At 69.3% G+C, this 20,274-nt stretch carries 19 protein-coding genes; 5 read left to right on the top strand and 14 right to left on the bottom strand.

From position 1 onward, the window contains the following. Positions 1-224: 224 nt before the first annotated feature. The 3 genes from pdhA to BLU77_RS12365 all read left to right on the top strand — a co-directional run bounded on the left by pdhA (position 225) and on the right by BLU77_RS12365 (position 3,977). A complete protein-coding gene (gene pdhA, locus BLU77_RS12375) occupies positions 225-1,376 on the top strand; it encodes a pyruvate dehydrogenase (acetyl-transferring) E1 component subunit alpha (protein ID WP_089773446.1) in 1,152 nt (383 codons plus the stop codon). An 85-nt stretch (positions 1,377-1,461) separates the two neighbouring features. Next, entirely contained in the window at positions 1,462-2,478 is a 1,017-nt protein-coding gene (locus BLU77_RS12370) for an alpha-ketoacid dehydrogenase subunit beta (RefSeq protein WP_089773445.1), read from the top strand. A gap of 23 nt (positions 2,479-2,501) precedes the next feature. Next, positions 2,502-3,977 carry a dihydrolipoamide acetyltransferase family protein gene (locus tag BLU77_RS12365; RefSeq protein ID WP_089773444.1) on the top strand — a complete coding sequence of 492 codons (1,476 nt, stop codon included), beginning with the start codon at positions 2,502-2,504 and terminating at the stop codon, positions 3,975-3,977. 54 nt (positions 3,978-4,031) lie between these two features. Here the strand turns inward: BLU77_RS12365 and BLU77_RS12360 are convergent, their stop codons facing one another. From BLU77_RS12360 to BLU77_RS12310, 11 genes are all read right to left on the bottom strand, one after another. Continuing rightward, complete coding sequence (locus BLU77_RS12360; protein ID WP_139177756.1) at positions 4,032-4,604, bottom strand: T6SS immunity protein Tdi1 domain-containing protein; 573 nt, start codon at positions 4,602-4,604, stop codon at positions 4,032-4,034. After that, complete coding sequence (locus BLU77_RS12355; protein ID WP_089773443.1) at positions 4,604-4,990, bottom strand: hypothetical protein; 387 nt, start codon at positions 4,988-4,990, stop codon at positions 4,604-4,606. The genes BLU77_RS12360 and BLU77_RS12355 overlap by 1 nt, the downstream gene beginning before the upstream one ends. Positions 4,991-5,018: 28 nt before the next feature. Continuing rightward, the gene (locus tag BLU77_RS12350) at positions 5,019-5,714 is read right to left on the bottom strand and encodes a polymorphic toxin type 15 domain-containing protein (RefSeq protein ID WP_089773442.1); all 696 of its coding nucleotides are present in this window, start codon (positions 5,712-5,714) and stop codon (positions 5,019-5,021) included. Positions 5,715-5,723: 9 nt separating this feature from the next. Beyond that, the gene (locus BLU77_RS12345; protein WP_089773441.1) at positions 5,724-6,440 is read right to left on the bottom strand and encodes a WXG100 family type VII secretion target; all 717 of its coding nucleotides are present in this window, start codon (positions 6,438-6,440) and stop codon (positions 5,724-5,726) included. Positions 6,441-6,533: 93 nt separating this feature from the next. Next, positions 6,534-7,802, bottom strand: coding sequence for a GNAT family N-acetyltransferase (locus BLU77_RS12340; RefSeq protein ID WP_089773440.1), 1,269 nt, complete (start codon positions 7,800-7,802; stop codon positions 6,534-6,536). Positions 7,803-7,894: 92 nt separating this feature from the next. After that, on the bottom strand, positions 7,895-8,818 hold the full coding sequence (locus tag BLU77_RS12335; RefSeq protein WP_089773439.1) for a hypothetical protein: 924 nt from the start codon (positions 8,816-8,818) through the stop codon (positions 7,895-7,897). Beyond that, positions 8,815-9,885 carry a vWA domain-containing protein gene (locus BLU77_RS12330; RefSeq protein WP_089773438.1) on the bottom strand — a complete coding sequence of 357 codons (1,071 nt, stop codon included), beginning with the start codon at positions 9,883-9,885 and terminating at the stop codon, positions 8,815-8,817. The genes BLU77_RS12335 and BLU77_RS12330 overlap by 4 nt, the downstream gene beginning before the upstream one ends. Then, positions 9,882-10,922, bottom strand: coding sequence for a vWA domain-containing protein (locus BLU77_RS12325; RefSeq protein ID WP_089773437.1), 1,041 nt, complete (start codon positions 10,920-10,922; stop codon positions 9,882-9,884). Before BLU77_RS12325 ends, BLU77_RS12330 begins: the two co-directional genes overlap by 4 nt. Then, complete coding sequence (locus BLU77_RS12320) at positions 10,916-11,440, bottom strand: hypothetical protein (RefSeq protein WP_089773436.1); 525 nt, start codon at positions 11,438-11,440, stop codon at positions 10,916-10,918. The genes BLU77_RS12325 and BLU77_RS12320 overlap by 7 nt, the downstream gene beginning before the upstream one ends. Continuing rightward, entirely contained in the window at positions 11,427-12,314 is an 888-nt protein-coding gene (locus BLU77_RS12315) for a DUF58 domain-containing protein (RefSeq protein ID WP_089773435.1), read from the bottom strand. The genes BLU77_RS12320 and BLU77_RS12315 overlap by 14 nt, the downstream gene beginning before the upstream one ends. 59 nt (positions 12,315-12,373) lie before the next feature. Continuing rightward, complete coding sequence (locus BLU77_RS12310) at positions 12,374-13,396, bottom strand: AAA family ATPase (protein WP_089773434.1); 1,023 nt, start codon at positions 13,394-13,396, stop codon at positions 12,374-12,376. A gap of 197 nt (positions 13,397-13,593) precedes the next feature. Here BLU77_RS12310 and BLU77_RS12305 point away from each other — a divergent pair, with 197 nt between their 5' ends. Beyond that, positions 13,594-15,663: a bifunctional copper resistance protein CopD/cytochrome c oxidase assembly protein gene (locus tag BLU77_RS12305; protein ID WP_245708836.1), complete on the top strand. Its 2,070-nt coding sequence runs from the start codon at positions 13,594-13,596 to the stop codon at positions 15,661-15,663. Between the two features lie 125 nt (positions 15,664-15,788). Here the strand turns inward: BLU77_RS12305 and BLU77_RS12300 are convergent, their stop codons facing one another. Beyond that, a complete protein-coding gene (locus tag BLU77_RS12300) occupies positions 15,789-16,487 on the bottom strand; it encodes a dienelactone hydrolase family protein (RefSeq protein WP_245708835.1) in 699 nt (232 codons plus the stop codon). Positions 16,488-16,565: 78 nt separating this feature from the next. Here BLU77_RS12300 and BLU77_RS12295 point away from each other — a divergent pair, with 78 nt between their 5' ends. Further along, positions 16,566-17,618, top strand: a complete 1,053-nt coding sequence (locus BLU77_RS12295) for a winged helix DNA-binding domain-containing protein (RefSeq protein ID WP_089773432.1) — start codon at positions 16,566-16,568, stop codon at positions 17,616-17,618. Positions 17,619-17,666: 48 nt separating this feature from the next. On the opposite strand, the gene BLU77_RS12290 is transcribed toward BLU77_RS12295, so the two are convergent. Both BLU77_RS12290 and BLU77_RS12285 read right to left on the bottom strand, forming a co-directional pair. Continuing rightward, positions 17,667-18,290 carry a VOC family protein gene (locus BLU77_RS12290; RefSeq protein WP_089773431.1) on the bottom strand — a complete coding sequence of 208 codons (624 nt, stop codon included), beginning with the start codon at positions 18,288-18,290 and terminating at the stop codon, positions 17,667-17,669. 15 nt (positions 18,291-18,305) lie between these two features. Beyond that, positions 18,306-20,132, bottom strand: a complete 1,827-nt coding sequence (locus BLU77_RS12285; RefSeq protein ID WP_089773430.1) for an SLC13 family permease — start codon at positions 20,130-20,132, stop codon at positions 18,306-18,308. Positions 20,133-20,274 lie beyond the last annotated feature (142 nt).

Raw genomic sequence — 20,274 nt, 5'->3', positions numbered from 1 at the left:
GCGAGAGTGTCCACAAGGTGAGACGCTGAGAGCGTCGCGCCACGGCGGCGCGACTGCTTGCGGTTACCCGCCGCTCGTCACTGTCGTCGAGCTTTGGAGGTTTTCTACAAACTCCCCGCATTGATCCGATGGTTGGGCTACCGTTGGAACCTACGCTCGCGTAGCCTACGCTGGCGTAGGTTGCAGCATGTGGCCCGCCATCCCCACACCGAAGGAGTTCGCCTGTGTTCACACCCGACACAGACGGGGTCACCGCCCCGGTCGGAGGACCGGATGACGATCTCATCCAGCTGCTCACCCCCGACGGTGAGCGTGTGCACCACGAGAGTTACTCGGCCCGGGTCGACCACCTGGACGCCGAGGCGCTCCGCAGTCTCTATCGCGACATGGTGATGGTCCGTCGCTTTGACACCGAGGCCACATCGCTGCAACGCCACGGTGAGCTCGGCCTGTGGCCGCCGTGCCTGGGCCAGGAGGCCGCCCAGGTCGGATCCGGTCGCGCGCTCGGCGCGCGTGACTACGTCTTCCCGTCCTACCGGGAGCTCGGTGTCGCCTGGACCCGCGGCGTCGACCTGCGCAAGACCCTGCACCTGTACCGCGGTGAGGACCACGGCGGCTGGGACCCCGCAGAGCACAACTTTCATCTCGCCACCCTGGTGATCGGCGCCCACGCCCTGCACGCGACCGGGTACGCCATGGGGATCCAGCGTGACGGCGATGTGGGCACGGGTGATCCGGAGCGCGATCGTGCCGCCGTCGCCTACTTCGGCGACGGGGCGACCTCCCAAGGCGACGTGAACGAGGCACTCACGTATGCCGCCGTCAACGATGCACCGGTGGTCTTCTTCTGCCAGAACAACCACTGGGCGATCTCCGAACCCACGCAGCGGCAGAGCCGGGTCCCGCTCTTCCACCGCGGTCGTGGCTTCGGGGTCCCGTCGGTGCGCGTGGACGGCAATGATGTGCTGGCCTGTCACGCCGTGATGTCCGAAGCCCTGGAGCGGGCCCGCTCCGGTGGCGGCCCCACCTTCATCGAGGCGGTCACGTACCGGATGGGCGCGCACACCACGTCCGATGACCCGACTAGGTACCGCACGCGTGCGGATGAAGAAGCGTGGCGCCGCAAGGACCCGATCGACCGTCTGCACGCGCTGCTGGTCCGGGACGGCACCGGTGAGGCGTTCTTCACCGACCTGGAGGCCGAGTGCGAGGCGTTCGGTGCGGAGATCCGGGAGTACTGCCGATCCATCCAGACCCCGCCGAACGAGCGCATGTTCGAGCACGTCTACGCCAGCGAGAACCCCCAGGTCAACGCCGAGCGCGCGTGGTTGGCGGAGTATGAAGCCGGTTTCGAGGCCGAGGAGCAACCAGCATGAGCCCGAGGAGCCCCCGCGTAGGGACGCCGAGGTACGAGGTGTACCGGAGTGAGGCACCGCAGGTCTCAGGCAGGGAGGGCACAGCATGAGCGCCACCACCGAGCACACCGGCACCCAGCGCATCACCCTCGGTAAGGCGATCAACCTCGGCCTGCGCCGCGCCATGGAGCGTGACGACAGCGTGGTCCTGATGGGTGAGGACATCGGCGCCCTCGGCGGCGTGTTCCGCGTGACCGACGGCCTGCAGAAGGATTTCGGCTCCGGTCGAGTGGTGGACACCCCGCTCGCCGAGTCCGGCATCGTCGGCACCGCGATCGGGATGGCCGTCGCCGGGTACCGCCCGGTGTGCGAGATCCAGTTCGACGGGTTCATCTTCCCGGCCTACAACCAGATCACCACCCAGCTCGCCAAGATGCACTACCGCTCCCGCGGTCGGGTGCAGGTTCCCGTGGTGATCCGGGTGCCCTATGGCGGTGGCATCGGCGCGGTCGAGCACCACTCCGAGTCACCGGAGGCGCTTTTCGCGCACACGGCGGGACTGCGGGTGATCAGCCCCGCCACCCCGGCCGATGCGTTCACCATGATCCAGCAGGCGATCGCCTCGCCGGACCCGGTGCTGTTCTTCGAGCCGAAGGCGCGCTACTGGGACAAGGCGGACGTGGACGTCACTTCCGCCGAGCCGCCGAGCGTCGACGACAGCTTGAACACGGCGCGGGTGGCCCGGCCGGGCACCGACGTGACCGTCGCTGCCTATGGGCCCGCCGTCTCGACCGCACTGCGCGCCGCGACTGCCGCGGAGGCCGAGGGCATCAGCCTCGAGGTGATCGACTTGCGCGCGGTCTCCCCGATCGATATCCCCACGGTTGCCGAGTCGGTGCGCCGCACCGGTCGGCTGGTGGTGGTGCACGAGGCGCCCACCTTCTTGGGCGCCGGAGCTGAGATCGCCGCGCGGATTACCGAGGAGTGCTTCTACCATTTGGAAGCACCGGTGCTGCGCGTGGGCGGGTTCCACACGCCGTACCCGGTCTCGAAGATCGAGGAGGAGTACCTGCCGAATCTCGACCGCGTGCTGCATGCTGTCGATACGGTGCTCTCGCACTGAACACCCGAGGAGACGAACCAGCCATGCCGCAGTACGTGCAGTTCCGCCTTCCGGACGTCGGCGAAGGCCTCACCGAGGCCGACATCGTCGACTGGCGCGTCGCCGTCGGGGACACCGTCACGGTGAACCAGGAGATCGTGGAGATCGAGACGGCGAAGAGCTTGGTCGAGCTGCCCAGCCCGCACGCGGGTGTGGTCTCCGAGCTGCTGGCCGCGGTGGGGGACACGGTGGAGGTCGGCAGCCCGATCATCGTGATCGATACCGATCCGGGCGGTGCGCCGGCCGCAGATGATGCCCCCGCCGCCATCGCCGACGGCGGCCCCTCCGTTGCGCAGGACCCCTCGCCTGGCGAGGGGGGCTCCTCGGGCGAGGCTGCGCCGTCGGGGACTGCAGCGGGAGAGGGGGAGACCAGCGGCGGCGTGCTCGTGGGCTACGGCACCAAGCACGCCTCCGCGGCCCGCCGGCCGCGCAAGGCCGCCACGGCTGTTCCTCCGGAGGCGGAGCCTGCGGAACCACCGGCCGAGGCGCCGGCCGCACCTGCTCAGGCTGCGCCGTCGGGAGATGAGCCTGCCGCACGAACGGAACGGCCGGCCGTGCACGTGCTCGCGAAACCGCCGGTGCGCAAGCTCGCCAAGGACCTCGGGATCGACCTCAGCAGGGTCCCCGGTACCGGGCCTGGCGGCATCGTCACCCGCGCGGACGTGCTCTCCGCCGCGGAGCGTTCCGCACCGGAGAAGCTGGTGAAGAACGAGGGTGATGACCGGCCCTGGCTGGACGGCGGCACCGTGTCTGCGGACGGACGGCAGACCCGGGTGCCGGTGCGCAGCGTGCGGGCGCGGACGGCGGAGGCGATGGTGGCCTCGGCGTTCACGGCGCCGCACGTGACCGTCTTCGTGACCGTGGACGTGACCAAGACGATGCGGCTGGTGGAGCGGCTCAAGGCCGATCGCGACTTCGCCGACGTGCGGGTGACGCCGTTGCTGGTGGCAGCGAAGGCGCTCATCCTGGCCATCCGGCAGCGGCCGATGATCAGTGCCGCCTGGGACGACGACACCCAGGAGATCGTCTACAAGCACTACATCAACCTGGGGATCGCTGCGGCGACACCCCGCGGGTTGATCGTGCCGAACATCAAGGACGCGCACCGGCTCTCCATGCACGAGCTGGCCGAGGGGATCGCCGACCTGACGTCGACGGCACGGGCCGGGAAGACGCAACCGGCGGACATGGCCGACGGTACGGTGACGATCACCAACGTGGGCATCTTCGGCATCGACACCGGTACCCCGATCCTCAATCCCGGGGAGTCGGCGATCCTGGCGTTCGGTGCGATCGCCGAGCGCCCCTGGGTGCACAAGGGCAAGATCAAGCCACGCTGGGTGACCCAGCTCGCGCTCTCGGTCGACCACCGGCTCGTGGACGGTGAGCTCGCCTCCCGGGTGCTGCACGACGTCGCGCGGGTGATGGAGGAGCCGAGTCAGGGTCTGGTCTGGGGCTGAGGGCTCCTCCTGGCGCGCCAGATCAGGGCAACCCCTGGGCACGTGTCGGTGCTGCTACTCGTCCTCGAACAGGTATCCGGTCGGTCGCGGTGCGCCGGCCAGCTGCGTGATCACCGCGATGTGCTCGTACAGGCCCATCTTCTGCAGGTGGGTGACCTTGTTCGGGCCACCGAGGGCGAGCAAGGGCACGAAACCGAAGCATTCCTCATGCGCGGGGATGCCCTGCCGCGTGGCCGCCAGCGGGTAGGGCTGGCGACGGAAGTCCTCATCGAGGATGGTCGGGTCCTGCATCCGTTCGGTCAGCTCATCGAGCGTGAGGTCGCGGGTGAACTGCAGGGTCCCCCAGCGGAAGGTGTACAGCAGGAACATGCTCTGCGCCCACACCACCACGTCGGCCAGACCAGTGGTGAACATCGGCACCACCGTCTCCGGCAGCGGGATCGACCCGTCCAGCATCTGCCGCCCCCGTGCCGGGTCGATCACCCGGACGAACTGGTCGCTGCCGACGGCTCCCGCTCCGTAGTCCCGCCACATCTCGACGGCACCTGCGGGGGCGTGCTCGGCGAACTGCTCGATCGTCTCCGCGGCGATCGGAGCATGTGGGGTGAATCGGTCGAAGGTGACCATCAGCGGGCCGTGATCATGTCATCGAAGCGGAGACCGGCCTGCTCGAACTGGACGCTCCACCACTGCCGCACCGTCTCGGTCCCGATGCTCTCTCGCTTCTGCAGGGCGAAGATCCCGTGCCGGATGGTGGCTGCGATGTTCGAGAAGCGGAGGCCGTTCGCCTGGGCCAGTTCGCCCAGCGGTCCGCGGATGACGCCCTTCATGTGTTTGTCGAGGGCGCTTCGTTCGGAGGCCGAGACCGCCTGCTGGAGCTCGCTGGTGAATGCTCCCCACTCGGGGTGGATGCTGATGCTGGTCTCGATCAGCGAGGCCCAGCGGTCGGCGTCCAGGGCGATGCTGGCGTCCAGGAACCGATCAACTGCAGGGTCGCGTTGAAATGTCGGCATGGTGACCTCCTCCGGGCGTCAGCCTATGTCAGTTGAGGGGCAGGTTCACATTGATCTGAATGTGCGGGAGCAGGTCGGTGGGCACCCCTGATGTGGCCCCTTGGATCGACGCTTGCAGCGCATCGATCCGGCTCTTCCACTGAGCGCCGAGCGAGCTGTTCACCCCCGAGTCGCCGAGCCCGTCGACCCGGTATGGGTGGCCACCGGCGACCTGGTCAGGGCCGTGCAGCACGGCGTTGCCGTCCATGTCGTACCCCGCCGCAGCCATCTCGTCGCGGTACAGGTTCTGCAGCGACTCGTCGGTGCGCCCTTCCAGCTCGTACTGGTCTCGGTTGTCCAGGAACTCCTGGACGGTGAGCCGGTTCATCCCGTCCTGCTGCATCTGCAGCTGGCGCTGGACCTCGTCCAGGTCGTGGTTCGGGTTCGCCTCGAAGTCACGCGACGACTGCGAGTCGCGCAGCCGGTAGCTCCCGTCCCCGTTGCGGCCCAGCACACCCTGTGCCTCCAGGTCCGCCAGCCGGCGCGCCTGGTCACCGTTCGGTGTCGGCACATCGTTGGGGGAGCTCCGCTGCGAGAGGTCGCCGTCCTTGTCCCGGATCCTGCGGATGTTGTCGAGGATCTCCTGGCGCTGCCGCTTGCTCCGGCCGTCCAGTGCGCGAGCGATCCGGCGCGACCCGGTCCCGAGTGCCTCGATCACCTCGTCCATATGGCGTGCCATCGACATGTGTGCCTCCTACGACGCGAAGATCGGCAGGCCCAGGACCTGCGCGACGAAGTTCTCGATGAGCTCGGCCTGCTCGTCCCCGCAGTCACCGATCGCGTCGGCGAGCTCTTCCATGAGGTCGAAGCTGACGTCGAACGTGGGCGTCTCGTTGCCGGCGGTGGTCAGCGGGGCATCGAGAACGGCCTCGGCGAGCCCGGCCGCGGTCTCGGTCAGGGGCTCGATCACCATCACCAGGATCTGGCCGATCAGCTCCTCGATGGCGATCTGGGTGGCGATGTCCAGCGCCTTCTTACGGGCGGCGATGATCGCTGCGTTCGCCGCGAGGCTGAGACCACCGGTGAACACGGCGCTCGCGGCGGCGGCAGCAATCTGGGCTGCGGTGATCGTGAGCTCGGCGATCACCTTGAGTTTCAGTGCCATCACCGCATCAGCGAAGATGTCGATGCCTTGTGCCACACCTGGCAGCAGCTCCAGCATCTGGTCCATGTTCTGGGTGCGGTTGTCCGTCCAGGCGTCGATGTAGGCCGATGCCGCCTTCGAGGTGAACGCCTCGGTCAGCTCGTTGTTGATCCTGCTGTCCAGGTCGTCCAGCGTGCCCTGCAGGTCGTCCCGCAGCCCGCGTACCAGGCCGGCTCCTTCGCGGATCGCGTCCTCGTCCAGGTTCGGCCACTCGTAGCCGAGGAGGTCGAGCACGTAGTCCAGCTCGCCAGGAATCGTGATGCCCATTGCCCCTCCGCTCTCGTCTCTGACAGGAGATTAAGCGGACCCCGGTGGGGCGTCGATGGGGAGCACTCCCCGCCTCTCGCCCGGGGCGAGGCGTCAGAAGAACGTACTGGTGTACGGGCGGTCCGTCCGGTCGGCCATCGCTGCGAAACGCCCGACGGCGTCCGGTGCGCCCGCCACTCGACCAGCAGCTGCGAGGTCGGTCACCGAGACGGCGCCCAGGCACAGGGTGGCCAGGGTCTCGGCGGTGACCGTGACCTCGGGGCGGTCGGTGGTGCGTGCGACGGTGGCACGCCCGGCGAGGGTCTCGATCGCGTACGTCCCAGCGGCGTGCCCCTGGGCGTCCTCGACCTCCAGGATCACCGCGCCGTCGGCTGTCCAGGGGCGTGCGGTGAGCACCCGCTGCACATCCAGCACCCGCAGCCAGAGGAACTCACGCTCGGCCTTGACGGCGAGGGCATTGAGGTCGGTCAGCGCCCATGGCAGCGGGTCGCTCGGGTCGCCGAACTTCCAGACCACCCGGTGGGAGAGGTCGATATGGGCCAGGAAGTTCCAGAGCGCCAGCCCGGCGCCAGCGCCGGCGGCCAGGAGCTCGTGCACCGCGACTGCGGGCTTCTCCGCGTCGGAACCGTCGAACTGGTACAGCACGACGCCATCCGCCGCGCCGCGCGTATCGAGATGAACGGCACCGCGCAGCTTCTTCGCCGGGCCGCCGTCGGCGAGGTCGTAGGCACCGGTGTGCAGGACTTCGTAGAAGGACGGCCGGTCGATCGAGCCGCGCCGGGTGCGGTGCACCTGCTCGAACACCTGGCTGATGTGCGGCCACGCCTCGGCGGGCTCGACGAGCTCGACCCGGCCTGGGTCGGTGAACCCCCGCAGCCCGAACCGTGGCCCGGTGTCGAGCTCGAAGGTCCGCACGAAGGTGGCGGGGCCGAAGCCCCAGCGCCCGTAGATCGTCGCCTCGGACGCGGTCAGGGCAGCCAACGGGATCCCGCGCGTTGCAGCATCAGCCAGGTCGGACTCCATCATGGTGCGCACCAGGCCGCGGCGCCGGTGTGTGGGGCTCGCGCTGACATCGCTGATCATCCGGACCGGCAGCAGGTCGTGCCCGGCGTTGATGGTCTTGTCGAAGCTGACGAAGGTTGCCACTGGGGCAGGCCCGGCGCCGAACTCCCCCTCCGGCAGCCAGGCGCCGCGGCACACGGCACCGTCCGCACGGGCGCCGGAGAGCCAGTGTGCGATGTGCTCGGAGCTCGGTCGGGCGCCGTGGAAGGCGCGCTCGACAGCACCGAGCCAGGCTTCACGGCGCGCGACCGCCTCCGGGGAGTCGTCGCTGAGGTCCAGGGTGTCGAAGACGTAGTCCACCCGATCACCTTATGGCGCCCAGCAACCGAAAATCGGACGTCGATCGGGCTGCTGGTGTGGTGCGACGAGCGGCCAGACGTCGGAACGTCAGGTCACCAGTTCTGCCCGGACCCGTTGCCACCCCCGGAAGCCTGCTCGGACGCCTCGCGGGACTCCTGTGCCTCCTGGTTGCGTTCCTCGAGTTCGGACTGGCGCGGATCCTGCGACTCGCTGGGTGATTCGCTTTCGCCGCCGGATTCGCCTTCGGTGGGTGATTCGCTCTCCCCACCGGACTCGCCTTCGGTGGGTGATTCGCTCTCCCCACCGGACTCGCCTTCGGTGGGTGATTCGCTCTCCCCACCGGACTCGCCCTCGGTGGGGGACTCGCTCTCGCCCTCACCCTCGCCGTTCTGCTCCTGCTGCTCTTGCTCCTGCTGCTGGCTCTGCTCCTGCGACTCCTGCTGGCGCTCCTCGGCCTCCTGTGCTTCCTCGCCGCCGTTGCCACCGGCCTCACCACAGTCGGCGAGCATCGTCTGCGCCTGGTCGTAGTAATCGGTCGCCGTGGCGAAGTCGCTCGCGATGGACGCTTCGTCGCCGAGGCCCTCCAGAGCGAGGGAGTTGTTCGTGCGCACCATGCACTCCTCCGCCCCTCGCGGCTCCCCGTCCGGTGCCGTCGGGACGAGCTCCAGGGCCACATCCAGGTCGAGGGTGGCGTTGAAGAAGTCGCCGGTGGCGTAGGTGGCAGTGCCCTGGTTGAAGTGCGCCTTCCAGGGCTCCACCCAGTTGAAGTACTCCAACGACTCGAACCGTTCGGACGCCGTCACGTGATTGGCGTTGTCGTAGGCACTGGTTCCGGCGAGGTTGATGAGCACCGCACTGAGCAGCTTCGCCGCCGCGAGGAAGGCGATCGCCACCACGGGGGCCGACCAGAGCAGCATCAGCTTGCGCCGTCTGGCCAGCTTCTCGTGGAACTGGGCGTCCCGGATCTCCGCCGTCGTGCGGAACTGACCGGGCGGTGGCAGCAGATCGGCAGTCATCGGGAACCTCCTGCTCCGGCGCCGGCCGGCTCCCGGGCCGGTTCGTCGTCATCCTTCTTCGGTCGCTTGCGACCGGACTTCGGAACCTCTCGGGTCAGGTCCCAGGCTTCCCACGCGAGCAGCAGTGCCAGGATGATCGCGAACGGCCAGTACACGTCCTCGTAGGTGGTCAGGTCCCGGCGGCCGTCGGCAGCGATCTGCTGCACGTCGACGTCCTCGACGAGCGGGTCCACCGAGTCCGGGGTGATCCGGTGCGCGTACTGCACCCCCAGCTGGTCGGCGAGGGTACGCAGGTTCGTCTCGTCGATCCGCGACACCGCCGGATCACCGTTCTCGTCGGTGATGTACGGAGCGTCGGTGCCGAAGCCGGTGCCGTCGGTGCCGTCGTAGGAGCGCATGGTCCCGCCGTCGGGTGTGCCGTAGCCGAGCACGGCACCGCCGTCCACCAGCGGGTTCAGGTCGGCGAACGAGGCGAACTCGCCCGCCTGGGAGTCGGACCCGTTCGTGTTCTCCCCGTCGGAGAAGATGAACACCAGGCGCACGTTCTCCGGGTTCCGCTCCGCCGCTCCGTTCAAGGTCTCGGTGAGCGCGTCCAGGGGCCGGTCGATCGACGATCCGGCCGAGTACGCCGTGATCTCCTGCTTCACCGTGTCCGCCCAGGCGCGCACTGCACGGGAGTCGGTGGTCAGCGGCAGTTGTGAGGTGGTCTGGGAGTCGAACGCGAGAATGCTGTACCTGGCTGCAGGCATCGCCTCGGTCAGCGCCTCGAGATCGGCCTGCACGCCCTCGAGGCGGGCGCGCTCGCCGTCGTAGTCCTCGGCGGCCATGGAGCCGGTGCGGTCGACCACGAAGTACATCTCCACGTTCGTGATCAGCGACTCCTCGAGCGTGCGAGGGATCGCCGGGGTGAGCGCGATGACCATGGCGGTGAGTACGATGCCGCCGCGGCGCAGCCAGTCCCGGCGGCGCTCGCCGTGGGAGGTGCGGATCTTCCAGACCGCGAGGGCCAGCAGCGGAAGGAAGACGATCAGGGTGAGCCACAGGGGCCACATCATTCGCAGAGTCATGCGCGCAACCTCCACACGGCGAGGAGGTACAGGCCGATCAGCCCCATCAGAGCAGCGAAGTACTTCTCCGGCCGATCGGTGATGATCACGTCGGCATCCGCGTCGAGCTCGGCTGCCTGCTGGGCGGAGATCTCGTCGACGATCCCAGAGACCGCGTCGGGATCGTCACTGGCGTAGAACAGCCCGCCGTGTGCCTCGACCGCGTCCTGGTACTCCTTCTGCTGGGCGGCCGAGTCGGGTGTGACAGCGCCCGCGTAGAAGCCGTGCAGGGTGATGTCCCGCTCGGCCACCAGGTCGGCCGCCTCCGGGAGCGTGTACAGCGGTTCGCCGAACACCTCGTTGTCCGTGGCCATGATGATCGACCGGGAGCGTTCCTCGTCCTCCAGGTCGAATGCCAGCGCACAGGTGGCTAGACCGTCACCCACCAGGGACGAGGCATCCTGCCCGAGTCCCTCGGTCCCCGCGAGGAACTGGAGCAACCGGTCCAGGGCGGCCGCATCGTAGGAGTAGTCGTCGAGGGAGTCCACGTCGAAGTCGAGCGCCTCGGCCGCCTCGGTGAGCTGCTCCTCCACCAAGGTGTAGTCGTCGGTGAGCGGGAACACGGTGCGTGAGGTGGAGTTGTAGATGGACAGCGCGATCCGCTCACCGTGGAAGCTGGGCAGCAGCTCCAGGAAACGCTGCACGATCTCGGTGTCGTACTCGATCATCGAGCCGGAGACGTCCAAGCAGAGCACGATGTCCCGGGTGGCCAGTTCCTCCGAGCGCACCTCCCGGTCCACCGGCCGGGCCACCAGGAACCCGGTGGCGATCGAGGAGCCGAACAGCACCACAGCCAGGCACAGCAGGAACACCCGGTACCGGGACAGGCGCGACTTGAACGAAGGAAGGTCGGGCAGGTAGCCGGCATTCGCCACCCAGGTGACCTGGCGCTTCTCCTGCTTCGCAGCCCGGGCGAACCAGCCGAGCACCAGGGCCACCAGGACCACCCCGAGCACCACCCACAGGGCCCACGGGTGCAACAACACACTGCTCACCATTCGCGGACCACCGCCCGCGCGCTCTCCGTGGCGGCGAGCGCCTCGGCGTCGGAGTCGGAGGCGAACGCCGGCTCCTCGTACTCGGCGAGCAGGTTCACCAGGCGGTCGGTGCCCTCCAGGCGAGCGATCTCGCGCACCGTCAGCGAGCTGGTGTCCATCCGCATCCGCCCGTTGGCGAACTCCCGCATGATGTGGTTCAGGTCCAGGTGCAGGGTCCGCAGGTCGGACTCACCCTCGCGATAGCGCGCCTCGGCCGCGTCCACCTGGCCGAGCATGCTGGTGCGCAGGGTGGCGTACCGGTCCCGGCTGCCGGAGTCGTCCTCGGCGGGCCGCTTGCGGGTGTTGTAGAAGACGAACCAGTACCAGGCACCGATGAGGGCCAGCAGCACCAGGCCCACCACCCACACCCAGGCGGAGTAGGCGGCCGGCGGCACTGGGTCATTGATCGGCGCGGTACTCACCGGCAGGGCCAGGGAGCTGGCGATCCCGGGGGCCGAGGTGAGGTCAACGGCGAACACGGCGTTGCCTCCTGAGCAGGTCGATCAGCCGGTCGATGAGTTCGTCCTCGCTGTTGGCGGTCACGCCTTCCACGCCCTGTCGGCGCAGCATCGCGGCCACGTCCTGACGCCGACGTTCCGCGGCTGCACGCGCCTCAGAGTCCAGGGCCTGGTGCGAGCGCAAGTACTCGGGGATCTCCAGGTGCCGGTCGACATCGTCGATCGGGGTGTCCCCGAAGGTTGTCGGGAGGGCGTCGCCCACCTGCACCACCATCACCTCGTGGCGGGTGCGCAGCCGCTTCAGACCCAGCTCGTGCTCGGCCTGCGGTCGGGCCTCATCAGTGATCAGCACTACCAGCGATCGCCGGTTGAACCAGGTCAGGATCCGGTCCAGCACCCGGTTCAGGTCGCTCGCCGGGGCGTCGATCTCGAACATCGCCTCGATCCGCCGCAGCAGCATCTCCATGTGCTGGGTGCCACCGCGTGCCGGGATCTGCACGATCCGCTCGGAATCACCGGCCACCAGCGCCACCGTGTCCCCGCGGGACCTGGCGAGGTAGCACACGATCTCGGCGGCGAACTGGGCGATCTCCGCCTTCGAGCCGCCGTCCGGTGCTGTGGCGCCCATGTTCCGACCGGTGTCCACGGCCACCACCATGGCGAGGTTGGAGTCCCGCACGAACCGGCGGATCACCGGCTCGCCGTAGGAGGCGCTGGCCTTCCAGTCGATGTCGGAGACGTCGTCGCCCATGTGGTACTCGGCCATCTCGTCGAAGTCCTGGCCGTGGCCGGAGTAGATGGACCGGTGCCGCCCTTCGAGGAGTCCCGAGGCGCGCCGCACCGTCGGCAGGTCGAGCCGTGCTCGGACCTTCGCCAGGCGGGACGTCGAAGCCACGCGACACTCTCCTTCTGCGGGTCAGCGGGGGCCTGGGCCCAGGGCTCAGGTGCTGCAGGTCAGGGGCTGGGGACGGCTGCGAAGACGGCGTCGATGAGCGACTCCGGTGCCACATTGTTCGCGAGGGCGTCGTAGGTACGCACGATCCGGTGCCGCAGCACCGAGTGCCGCAGCAGCTTGACGTCGTCGGGCACCACGTAGGAGCGGCCGGCCTGCAGGGCCAGCGCCTGCGCGAGGTGCATCAGCGCGATGCCACCACGCGGGCTGGCGCCGACGCGGACGTGCTGGTTCAGGTTCGGCAGCGGCCGCGGCCCCCCGCCACGGGTGGTGTTGATGATCGCCACGATGTACTGCTTGATCGAGGTATCCACGTACACCTGACGCACCAGGCGCTGCAGGAACTCGACATCCTCGATGGAGATGGGTTGCGCCGTCAGGGCCGCGCTCATCGCACCGGACTGGATCATCTCGAGGATGTCCACCTCCTCGTCCGGCGCCGGGTAGGTGAGCACCTCCTTCATCAGGAACCGGTCCATCTGAGCCTCGGGGAGAACGTACGTGCCCTCCTCCTCGATGGGGTTCTGCGTGGCCATCACCATGAAAGGCTTCGGCAGCGGGAAGATCTCGCCGCCGATGGAGGTCTGCTTCTCCTGCATCGCCTCGAGCATCGCCGACTGGGTCTTCGCCGAGGACCGGTTGATCTCGTCCAGCAGCACCATGTTCGCGTGCACCGGCCCGAGCTGGGTGGAGAACTCACCCGTGGCGTAGTTGTAGATCTGGGTGCCGACGATGTCGTTCGGCATCAGGTCGGGCGTGCACTGGATGCGGTGGAAGGTGCCGGAGACCGAGTCGGCCAGCGTCTGGGCGGCGGTGGTCTTCGCCAGCCCGGGCACGGACTCGAGGAGCACGTGCCCGCCCGCGAGCAGGCAGCTCACCAGGGCGGTGCGCAGGCCGTGCTGTCCCACGATGCGCTGGTCGAAGACGCGCGCCACGTGGCTCAGGCGCTCTGTCGCGCGCTGGATGTCGTCGTAGGAGATCGTTGACGTCGACGGCGCCAAGTGTGAGGCAACGGGGCTGGACATGATCTCCCACTCTGAGGCGACGGTAAGTGCTCGCTGCGATTATGCCAGCCGGACCTGGGCCCGTCGCCGCCCGGCGCTGGGCAGGACTGCCCATCGCACGTAACCGCCGACCTGAGCCGACGTCATGGTCCGGCGTGAGGTCGTGGCCCTGCACCCACGAAGCCAACGAGCGGGCGCGGGCCGATTAGGCTCGGGCTGTGTCCGCCCCACCTGTTGCGCCCTCGTCCGTCCGCCCCACGTCCGGGGTAGCACGGCGCGCCACCTGGGCGGCCTGGGCGTTGATCCCGACGGCGATGCTCGCCTCCGTGCTCGGCCTCGCCTTTTCCGGGGCTGCCGGTCCCACCGATCTCGCCGACGCCGGCGCGATCGTGCGCTGGGGTCGCCCGCTGCTCACGGTGGTCTGGCAACTCAGTGCCTCGGTGACGCTCGGTGGGCTCGCGCTGCTGATGTTCGCCCTCCCACCGGGCGGCGCGGCATCGGCCGGTGAGCGCCGGCGCGCGCCGCGGGCTGCGGTGGACGGGGCTGGGTGGCGGATCGCCTCGCGTGCGGTGATGGTGGCGGGCCCGGTATGGGCCGGCGCACTGGTGCTCGACCTCGTGTTCGGGTACGCCACGGTGGCGGGGCGGTCGATCGGTGGCGAGGGGTTCGGCGACGAGCTCGTCTTCTACCTCACCGAGCTCTCGACCGGCCGCGCCGCGCTGGTAGCTGCCGTGCTGGCCGCTGTGGCGTCGATCGCCTGCGTAGCCGTGGCAGGCTACGGCACCACCGTGATCGCGGCGGTGCTGTCGATGAGCGTGCTGATCCCCATCGCCACCTCCGGGCACGCCTCCGGCAGCGCCTATCACGAGCTCGGGATGTCCGGCATGTTCGGTCACCTGCTGTTCGCCGCCGTCTGGGTGGGTGGCTTGATGGTGCTCTGTCTGAGCGCTCCCCGGCTCGGGCGCGACCTCGCCAGCGCGGTGCACCGCTACTCTGCCGTCGCCCTGTGGTGTTTCGTGGGCGTGGGCGTCTCCGGAGCGGCCAACGCCTGGCTCCGCCTCGGCGGCTGGGACGGGTTCTTCGGCTCCTATGGCGCCCTGCTGCTGGTGAAGATCGCGATCTTCGTCGGTCTCGGTGCGATCGGCTACCTGCATCGGGTACGTACCGTGCCTCAGCTGAAGCCACGGCCCGACGGCGGTGCGCCTCGGGCATTCTGGCGGTTGGCCGCCGTCGAGGTGCTGGTGATGGGCGCCGTCATGGGTGTCGCGGTGGCGCTCGCGGACACCGGGCCTCCGGTGCCGCAGGAAGCGCAGGAGAACCTCAGCCCGGCCGAGGAACTCTCCCAGCAGCCGGTGCCCCCGCCGCCGACGTTGGGCCGATGGTTCACCCAGGGCACCCCGGACCTGCTGTTCGCCTATCTCGCGGTGACCCTCGCTGTCGTGTATCTCACCTGGGTGCTGCGGCTGCGCCGCCGCGGCGACACCTGGCCGGTCACGCGGACCGTGGTGTGGCTGGTGGGGTGCGCCGGGTTCGCCTACGTGAACCTGGGGGGTGCGGCCGTGTACGGGCGGATCCTGTTCTCCGCGCACATGGTCCAGCACATGAGCATGGTGATGGTGCTGCCGATCCTGTTCGTGATCGGTGCCCCGGTCACCCTCGCGCTGCGCGCGCTCGAGGGACGGACCGACGGTTCCCGCGGGCCACGGGAATGGCTGCTCGCAGTGGTCCACTCCCGGTGGGCGCGGTTCGCCTCGCACCCGGTGATCGCGGCCGTGAACTTCGCCGGCTCGATGATCGTCTTCTACTTCACCCCGCTGTTCGAGCTCGCCCTGACCACGCACCTCGGGCACATCGCGATGGTGGTGCACTTCAGCCTCGCCGGGTATGTCTTCGTGAACGTCCTGGTGGGGGTGGACCCGGGTCCCCGCCGGCCGATCTACCCGCTCCGCCTGGTGCTGCTGTTCGCCACGATGGCCTTCCATGCCTTCTTCGGGATCGCGATCATCTCGATGGGAACGCTGCTGGCTGCCGACTACTTCGGTGCGCTGGGTCTGCCGTGGGGCGTCGATGCGCTCGCGGACCAGGAGACGGGGGGCGAGATCACCTGGGGGATCGGGGAGGTCCCGTCCCTGGCGCTCGCGATCGGGGTGGCGATCATGTGGGCGCGCAGCGACCAGCGCGAGGCCAAGCGGGTCGATCGTGCCGCGGACCGCAACTCAGGCGCCGAGCTCGAGGCCTACAACGCGATGATGCAGCGGATGGCGAAGGGCGAGAGCCGCGAAGGCTGAGCGCGGCTTCCCCCGGCGCTCATCCCGCACTCGAACGGGCTTCTGTCATTCGAATGGGATTGCGGGCGCACGGAAGGCCGTTCGAACGCCGGAACCCCGTTCGAACAAGAGCCCGCCTCGCTGGCTCAGCCCAGGTGAGCCGCGAGGAAGGCGAGCGTGCGCTGCCAGGCCTCGGCGGAGGCCTGCTCGTGGTGGAACAGCGGTGACGGATTGTCGAAAGCGTGCCCTGCGCCGTCGTAGGTGACGAACTCCGCCGAGGAGTTCGCGGCGGTGACGGCCTGGCGGATCGTCTCGATCTGCTCGGCCGGGACGAAGGTGTCGGCGGTGCCGAAGTGGTGCAGGCTCGGCATCGTCACCTCCGGTGCGAGCGCGAGCAGGCCCGGCAACGCGGAGCCGTAGTAGCTGACCAGGGCGTCGGGCGGCACCTGTGCGGCGAGGTTGAAGGCGAGACCGCCGCCGTAACAGAACCCCAGCAGCGCGAGACCGCCGGTGCGTTCCTGGGCGGCGTGCAGGGCCTCCAGGGCAGTGCGGGCGTCGGTGAGTGCGTGCTCCCACGGCAGTTGCCCGGCGAGCTCGATCCCGCGGTCCACGTCGTCCTCGTCCACCGAGGCATCCGGGATGCGGTGGTACAGCTCGGGTGCGTACACCACGTACCCGGCCTCGGCCAGGTCCGCGGAGCGAGCCCGGATGTAGGTGCTGACGCCGAAGATCTCCTGGAGCACCAGCACTCCTGACCCAGTGCCGCCCGGTGGGAGCCAGCGGTGGACCGGCATGTCCCCGGCATCGGTCGGAACGGTGACGATGTCTGCGTGTGTCGCGCTCACAGGCTCATTGTGGACCCGGTTGGCGTCGGCGTCGATGGGCGTCACACGCGATCGGGGCGCCTGGTGAATACTGGCCCCATGAGCTGGGTTGCCGACCTACCGCTCCTGCGCCTGCTCGCGCACCGCCTGGCCGGGCCACGCCTGCTCAGCCCGGCGGACGCCGTCGGGCACCTGGGCGCCGTGCAGGCGCAGGACCTGCCCGGAGCGCTTACGTCCCTCGCCCTGCGCACGGATGGCACCGTCGAGAGCGTGCGGGCTGCCCTCGACGCGGGCGCGATCGTGCGCACCTGGTCGATGCGCGGCACGCTGCACCTGGTGCCGGCCGAGGACGCGGGCTGGATGACGGCGATCACCGGGGCGCGCACCGACGCCGCAGCAGCGAAACGGCACGCCGAGCTCGGCATCACCGAGCCCGTCCTGGTCCAGGCCGGCGAGATCGCTGAGGAGGTGCTTGCGGGCCGGGAACTGCGCCGCGCAGATCTCTTCGCCCGATGGAACGAGGCCGACCTGCTCACCCACTCCCAGACCGCGGTGCACCTGCTCGGGCTGCTCTGCCGGGCCGGCGAGCTGACCCTCGGTCCGATGTCCGGCACCGAGCAGCTGGTGGTGCGCTGCCGGGACTGGATCCCCGCACCCCGCCACCTCGGACCGGATGCCGGGCTCGATGAGTGGCTCACCCGCTACCTGCACAGCCACGGCCCGGCCACCGAGCGTGACGCCGCCCGCTGGTTCGGGCTGCCGCTGGGGCCGATCCGCGCCTCCCTGGCCCGCATCGCCGGGAAGGTCGAACGCCTCGAGGCCGCCGGCGAGACGTACTACGCGGACCCAGGGCTGGCGGACCTGCTCACCGAGCACCGCCGCGACGCCAGCCGGCTGATGCTGCTGCCAGGGTTCGACGAGTTCATGCTCGGCTACGTCGACCGCTCCTTCGCGGTGCCGCCGGACCGCCTGGATCGGCTGGTACCGGGCGGCAACGGGATGTTCCGCTCCACCATCGTCAAGGGCGGTCGGGTGATCGGGCTGTGGCGCCGCGGCCGCAGCGCCGGGAGTGCGGTGGAGATCGAACCGTTCCGCCCGCTCGGCCCCCGCGTGGAAGCGTCCGTGCAGCGGGCCTTCGCCCGCCTTCCCTGATTTCCCGACGGCGTCCGGTCGCCTCCGCGTTCCGGGCGCCCAGGTACGTCAGCCCAGGTGCACGAGCCCCCTCGGGGTGTCCAGCTCGGCCACGATCCGCAGCCGCTCCCCGGCACGCAACTGCACCAGCTCGAGCGCACCGAGTGCGTCCAGGGCAGGACGCACCTGGTCGGGATCGGGGTGCTCCAAGGTGAGACTCGTCAGTTCGACCCCGGGCAGTGCACCGGACGGGTGCGGAGTGTCCTGCCAGTCGATGAGGAACGGGATGGCCCCCTCGAGCCCACCCTCAGGTGGGGTGAGACGCCAACTGAGCAGGTCGCCGTCGGTGGTCCGCCGGCTCATCGGTGCCACCGGCCCCGGGTCGTACACCGAGTCTCGCGCCGAGGCAGCGACGGCCTCGATGTCGGTGGGCCGCACCGCCCACCCGACCATCGTGGGGGCGGTCACCTGGTCCACGCGGAGAGGCCTGGGCCGGTCCGGCTCGCCCTGCTCCGGGTCAGGGCCGAGCAGCTCCAGGTAGCGGCCCTCGCCGAGCCCGAGGAGTGCGTTCGCGGTGCCGCGCCCCTCGTGGCTGCCGCCGGCCACGGGGCGTACCCCGGTGAGCTCATGCACCTCCTCCACCAATACCTGCAGGTCCGGACCGGCGTACACCAGATGATCGAGCTCGCTCATGGTTTGCACACTAAATCACCGGATCCACAGGAACCAGATCGCCGTGCAGGTCACGCCCGTCAGGATGAGGTTGAGCGGGCCGCCCACTTTCGCGAAGTCGGTGAAGCGGTACACACCGGTGCCGAACACCATCGCGTTCGTCTGGTAGCCGACCGGGGAGAGGAAGCTGGTGGATGCCGCGAACATCACGGTGAGCGCGAGCGCGATCAACGGGATGTCGAGACCGGCCGAGAGTGCCGCGGCCACCGGGATCAGGATCACCACCGAGGCGTTGTTGCTGACCACCTCGGTGAGCACCGTGGTGAGCAGGTACAGGGCGATCAGCACCACCAACGGCGGCCACCCGCCGGCGACGACCGCGAAGAAATCACCGATCCACTGCGCGGCCCCGGACTTCGTCATCGCAATACCGAGCGGGATCACCCCGGCGAGCATGAAGATGATGTCCCACGGCACCCCAGAGGTGACGTCCTCCTTCGTCACGCACCCGGTCACCGCCATCACGACCACACCGGCCAACGCCGTCAGCACGATCGGCACCGGGGTGAGCGCAGCGGCCGCCACCACCGCGAGCATGATCAGCCCGCACAGCCACATCCGGCGCGTGTCGTACTCGTCCTCGAACTCGCTCAGCAGCACCAGGTCAGGGTGTTTGCGCAGGCGCGGCAGCTCGTCCTCCTCGGCCTCCAGCAGCACCACCTCACCCACCCGCAGCCGTTCGTCCGCGAGCCGCGTGGCCCGGGGGCGTTCCGTCTCCAGGCCCACCAGCCGGGCCCGATAGCGCCGCGGGAAGTTCAGCGACCCGGCGCGCTGGCCGTTGAACAGCCACCGATTGCGCACCAGAGCGCGGACGAGGAAACCGTTGCTGGCGCGCGGTTGCCGATCGCCACCCATGTCAGCGACCACGTCCACGTCCTCAGTGGCGATCAGGTCGGCGACCTGCCGGGTGGTGCCCCGCACGGTGAGGATGTCCCCGTCCTGCACGGGCACCTGCTCGGCCTCCTCGGCGCGATGCCGGTCCTCGCCGCGCAGCAGAGCCAGCACTGTCACGCCCACCTCGGCGTGGGCGCCGGACTCCTCGAGCGTGGTCCCGCTCCACCCGCTCCCGGACGGGATCCGGGCCTCCACCACAAACTCCTCGTCGTGATCCTCCCCGGCGCCACCCAGGTCGGTGTTCGGCAGCAGAAACCGTCCCACCGCCAGGAAGTAGGTCATCCCGGTGAGCAGCACGAGCAACCCGACCGGGGCGAACTCGAACAGGCCCAGCCGCCGGTCGAAGGCGGGCATGTCCGCCAGCAGGGAGGCGGCCAGGATGCTCGTGGACGTCCCGATCACGGTGAGCATGCCGCCGAGCATCCCCATGAAGCTCAGCGGCATCAGCACCTTGGACGCCCGGATCCCGAGACTGCGGCTGATCTCCAGCACGAACGGGATCGAGACCGCCACCGCAGCGGTGTTGTTCACGAACCCGGAGACCACCCCGACGATCCCGGTGACCACCACCAGCAGCCGCACCTCGGAGGTACCGATGAACGGCACCAGCTTGCGGCCGAGCACGTGCAACAGACCGGCCCGCTGGATCCCCGCGGAGAGGATGAACATCGCCAGCACAGTGACGGTGGCGGTGTTCGAGAGCCCGGACAGTCCTTCGGAGACCGTGGGGAAGGCGGCGTCGAAGTCGACGCCGGTCCCGCGCAGCCAGGGCAGCTCGTCCAGGAACGGCACCAGGGTGACCGTCACCATGATCGCCATCGCCGTCACGTACAGCGGCAGCTTCTGACTGGCGAACAGGTACAGCGCGACCGCGACGATCGCGAACACGACGCCCATCTCCACGGTCATGCGCGCCCACGTTAGCCGGGCGCGGTGATCCCCGCCGCTCGGGACCGCGACAGTCCAGCGATCCGTGGGATTCCAGTGCCGCGTGCCGGTGACCGTCCGGACAGTGAGCACGGCTGAAACGCCGGTGGGGTGACCGTGAGAA

The organism is Ruania alba, assembly GCF_900105765.1.
Taxonomy (GTDB): Bacteria; Actinomycetota; Actinomycetes; order Actinomycetales; family Beutenbergiaceae; genus Ruania; species Ruania alba.
This window is presented reverse-complemented; position numbering and strand designations above follow the sequence as displayed.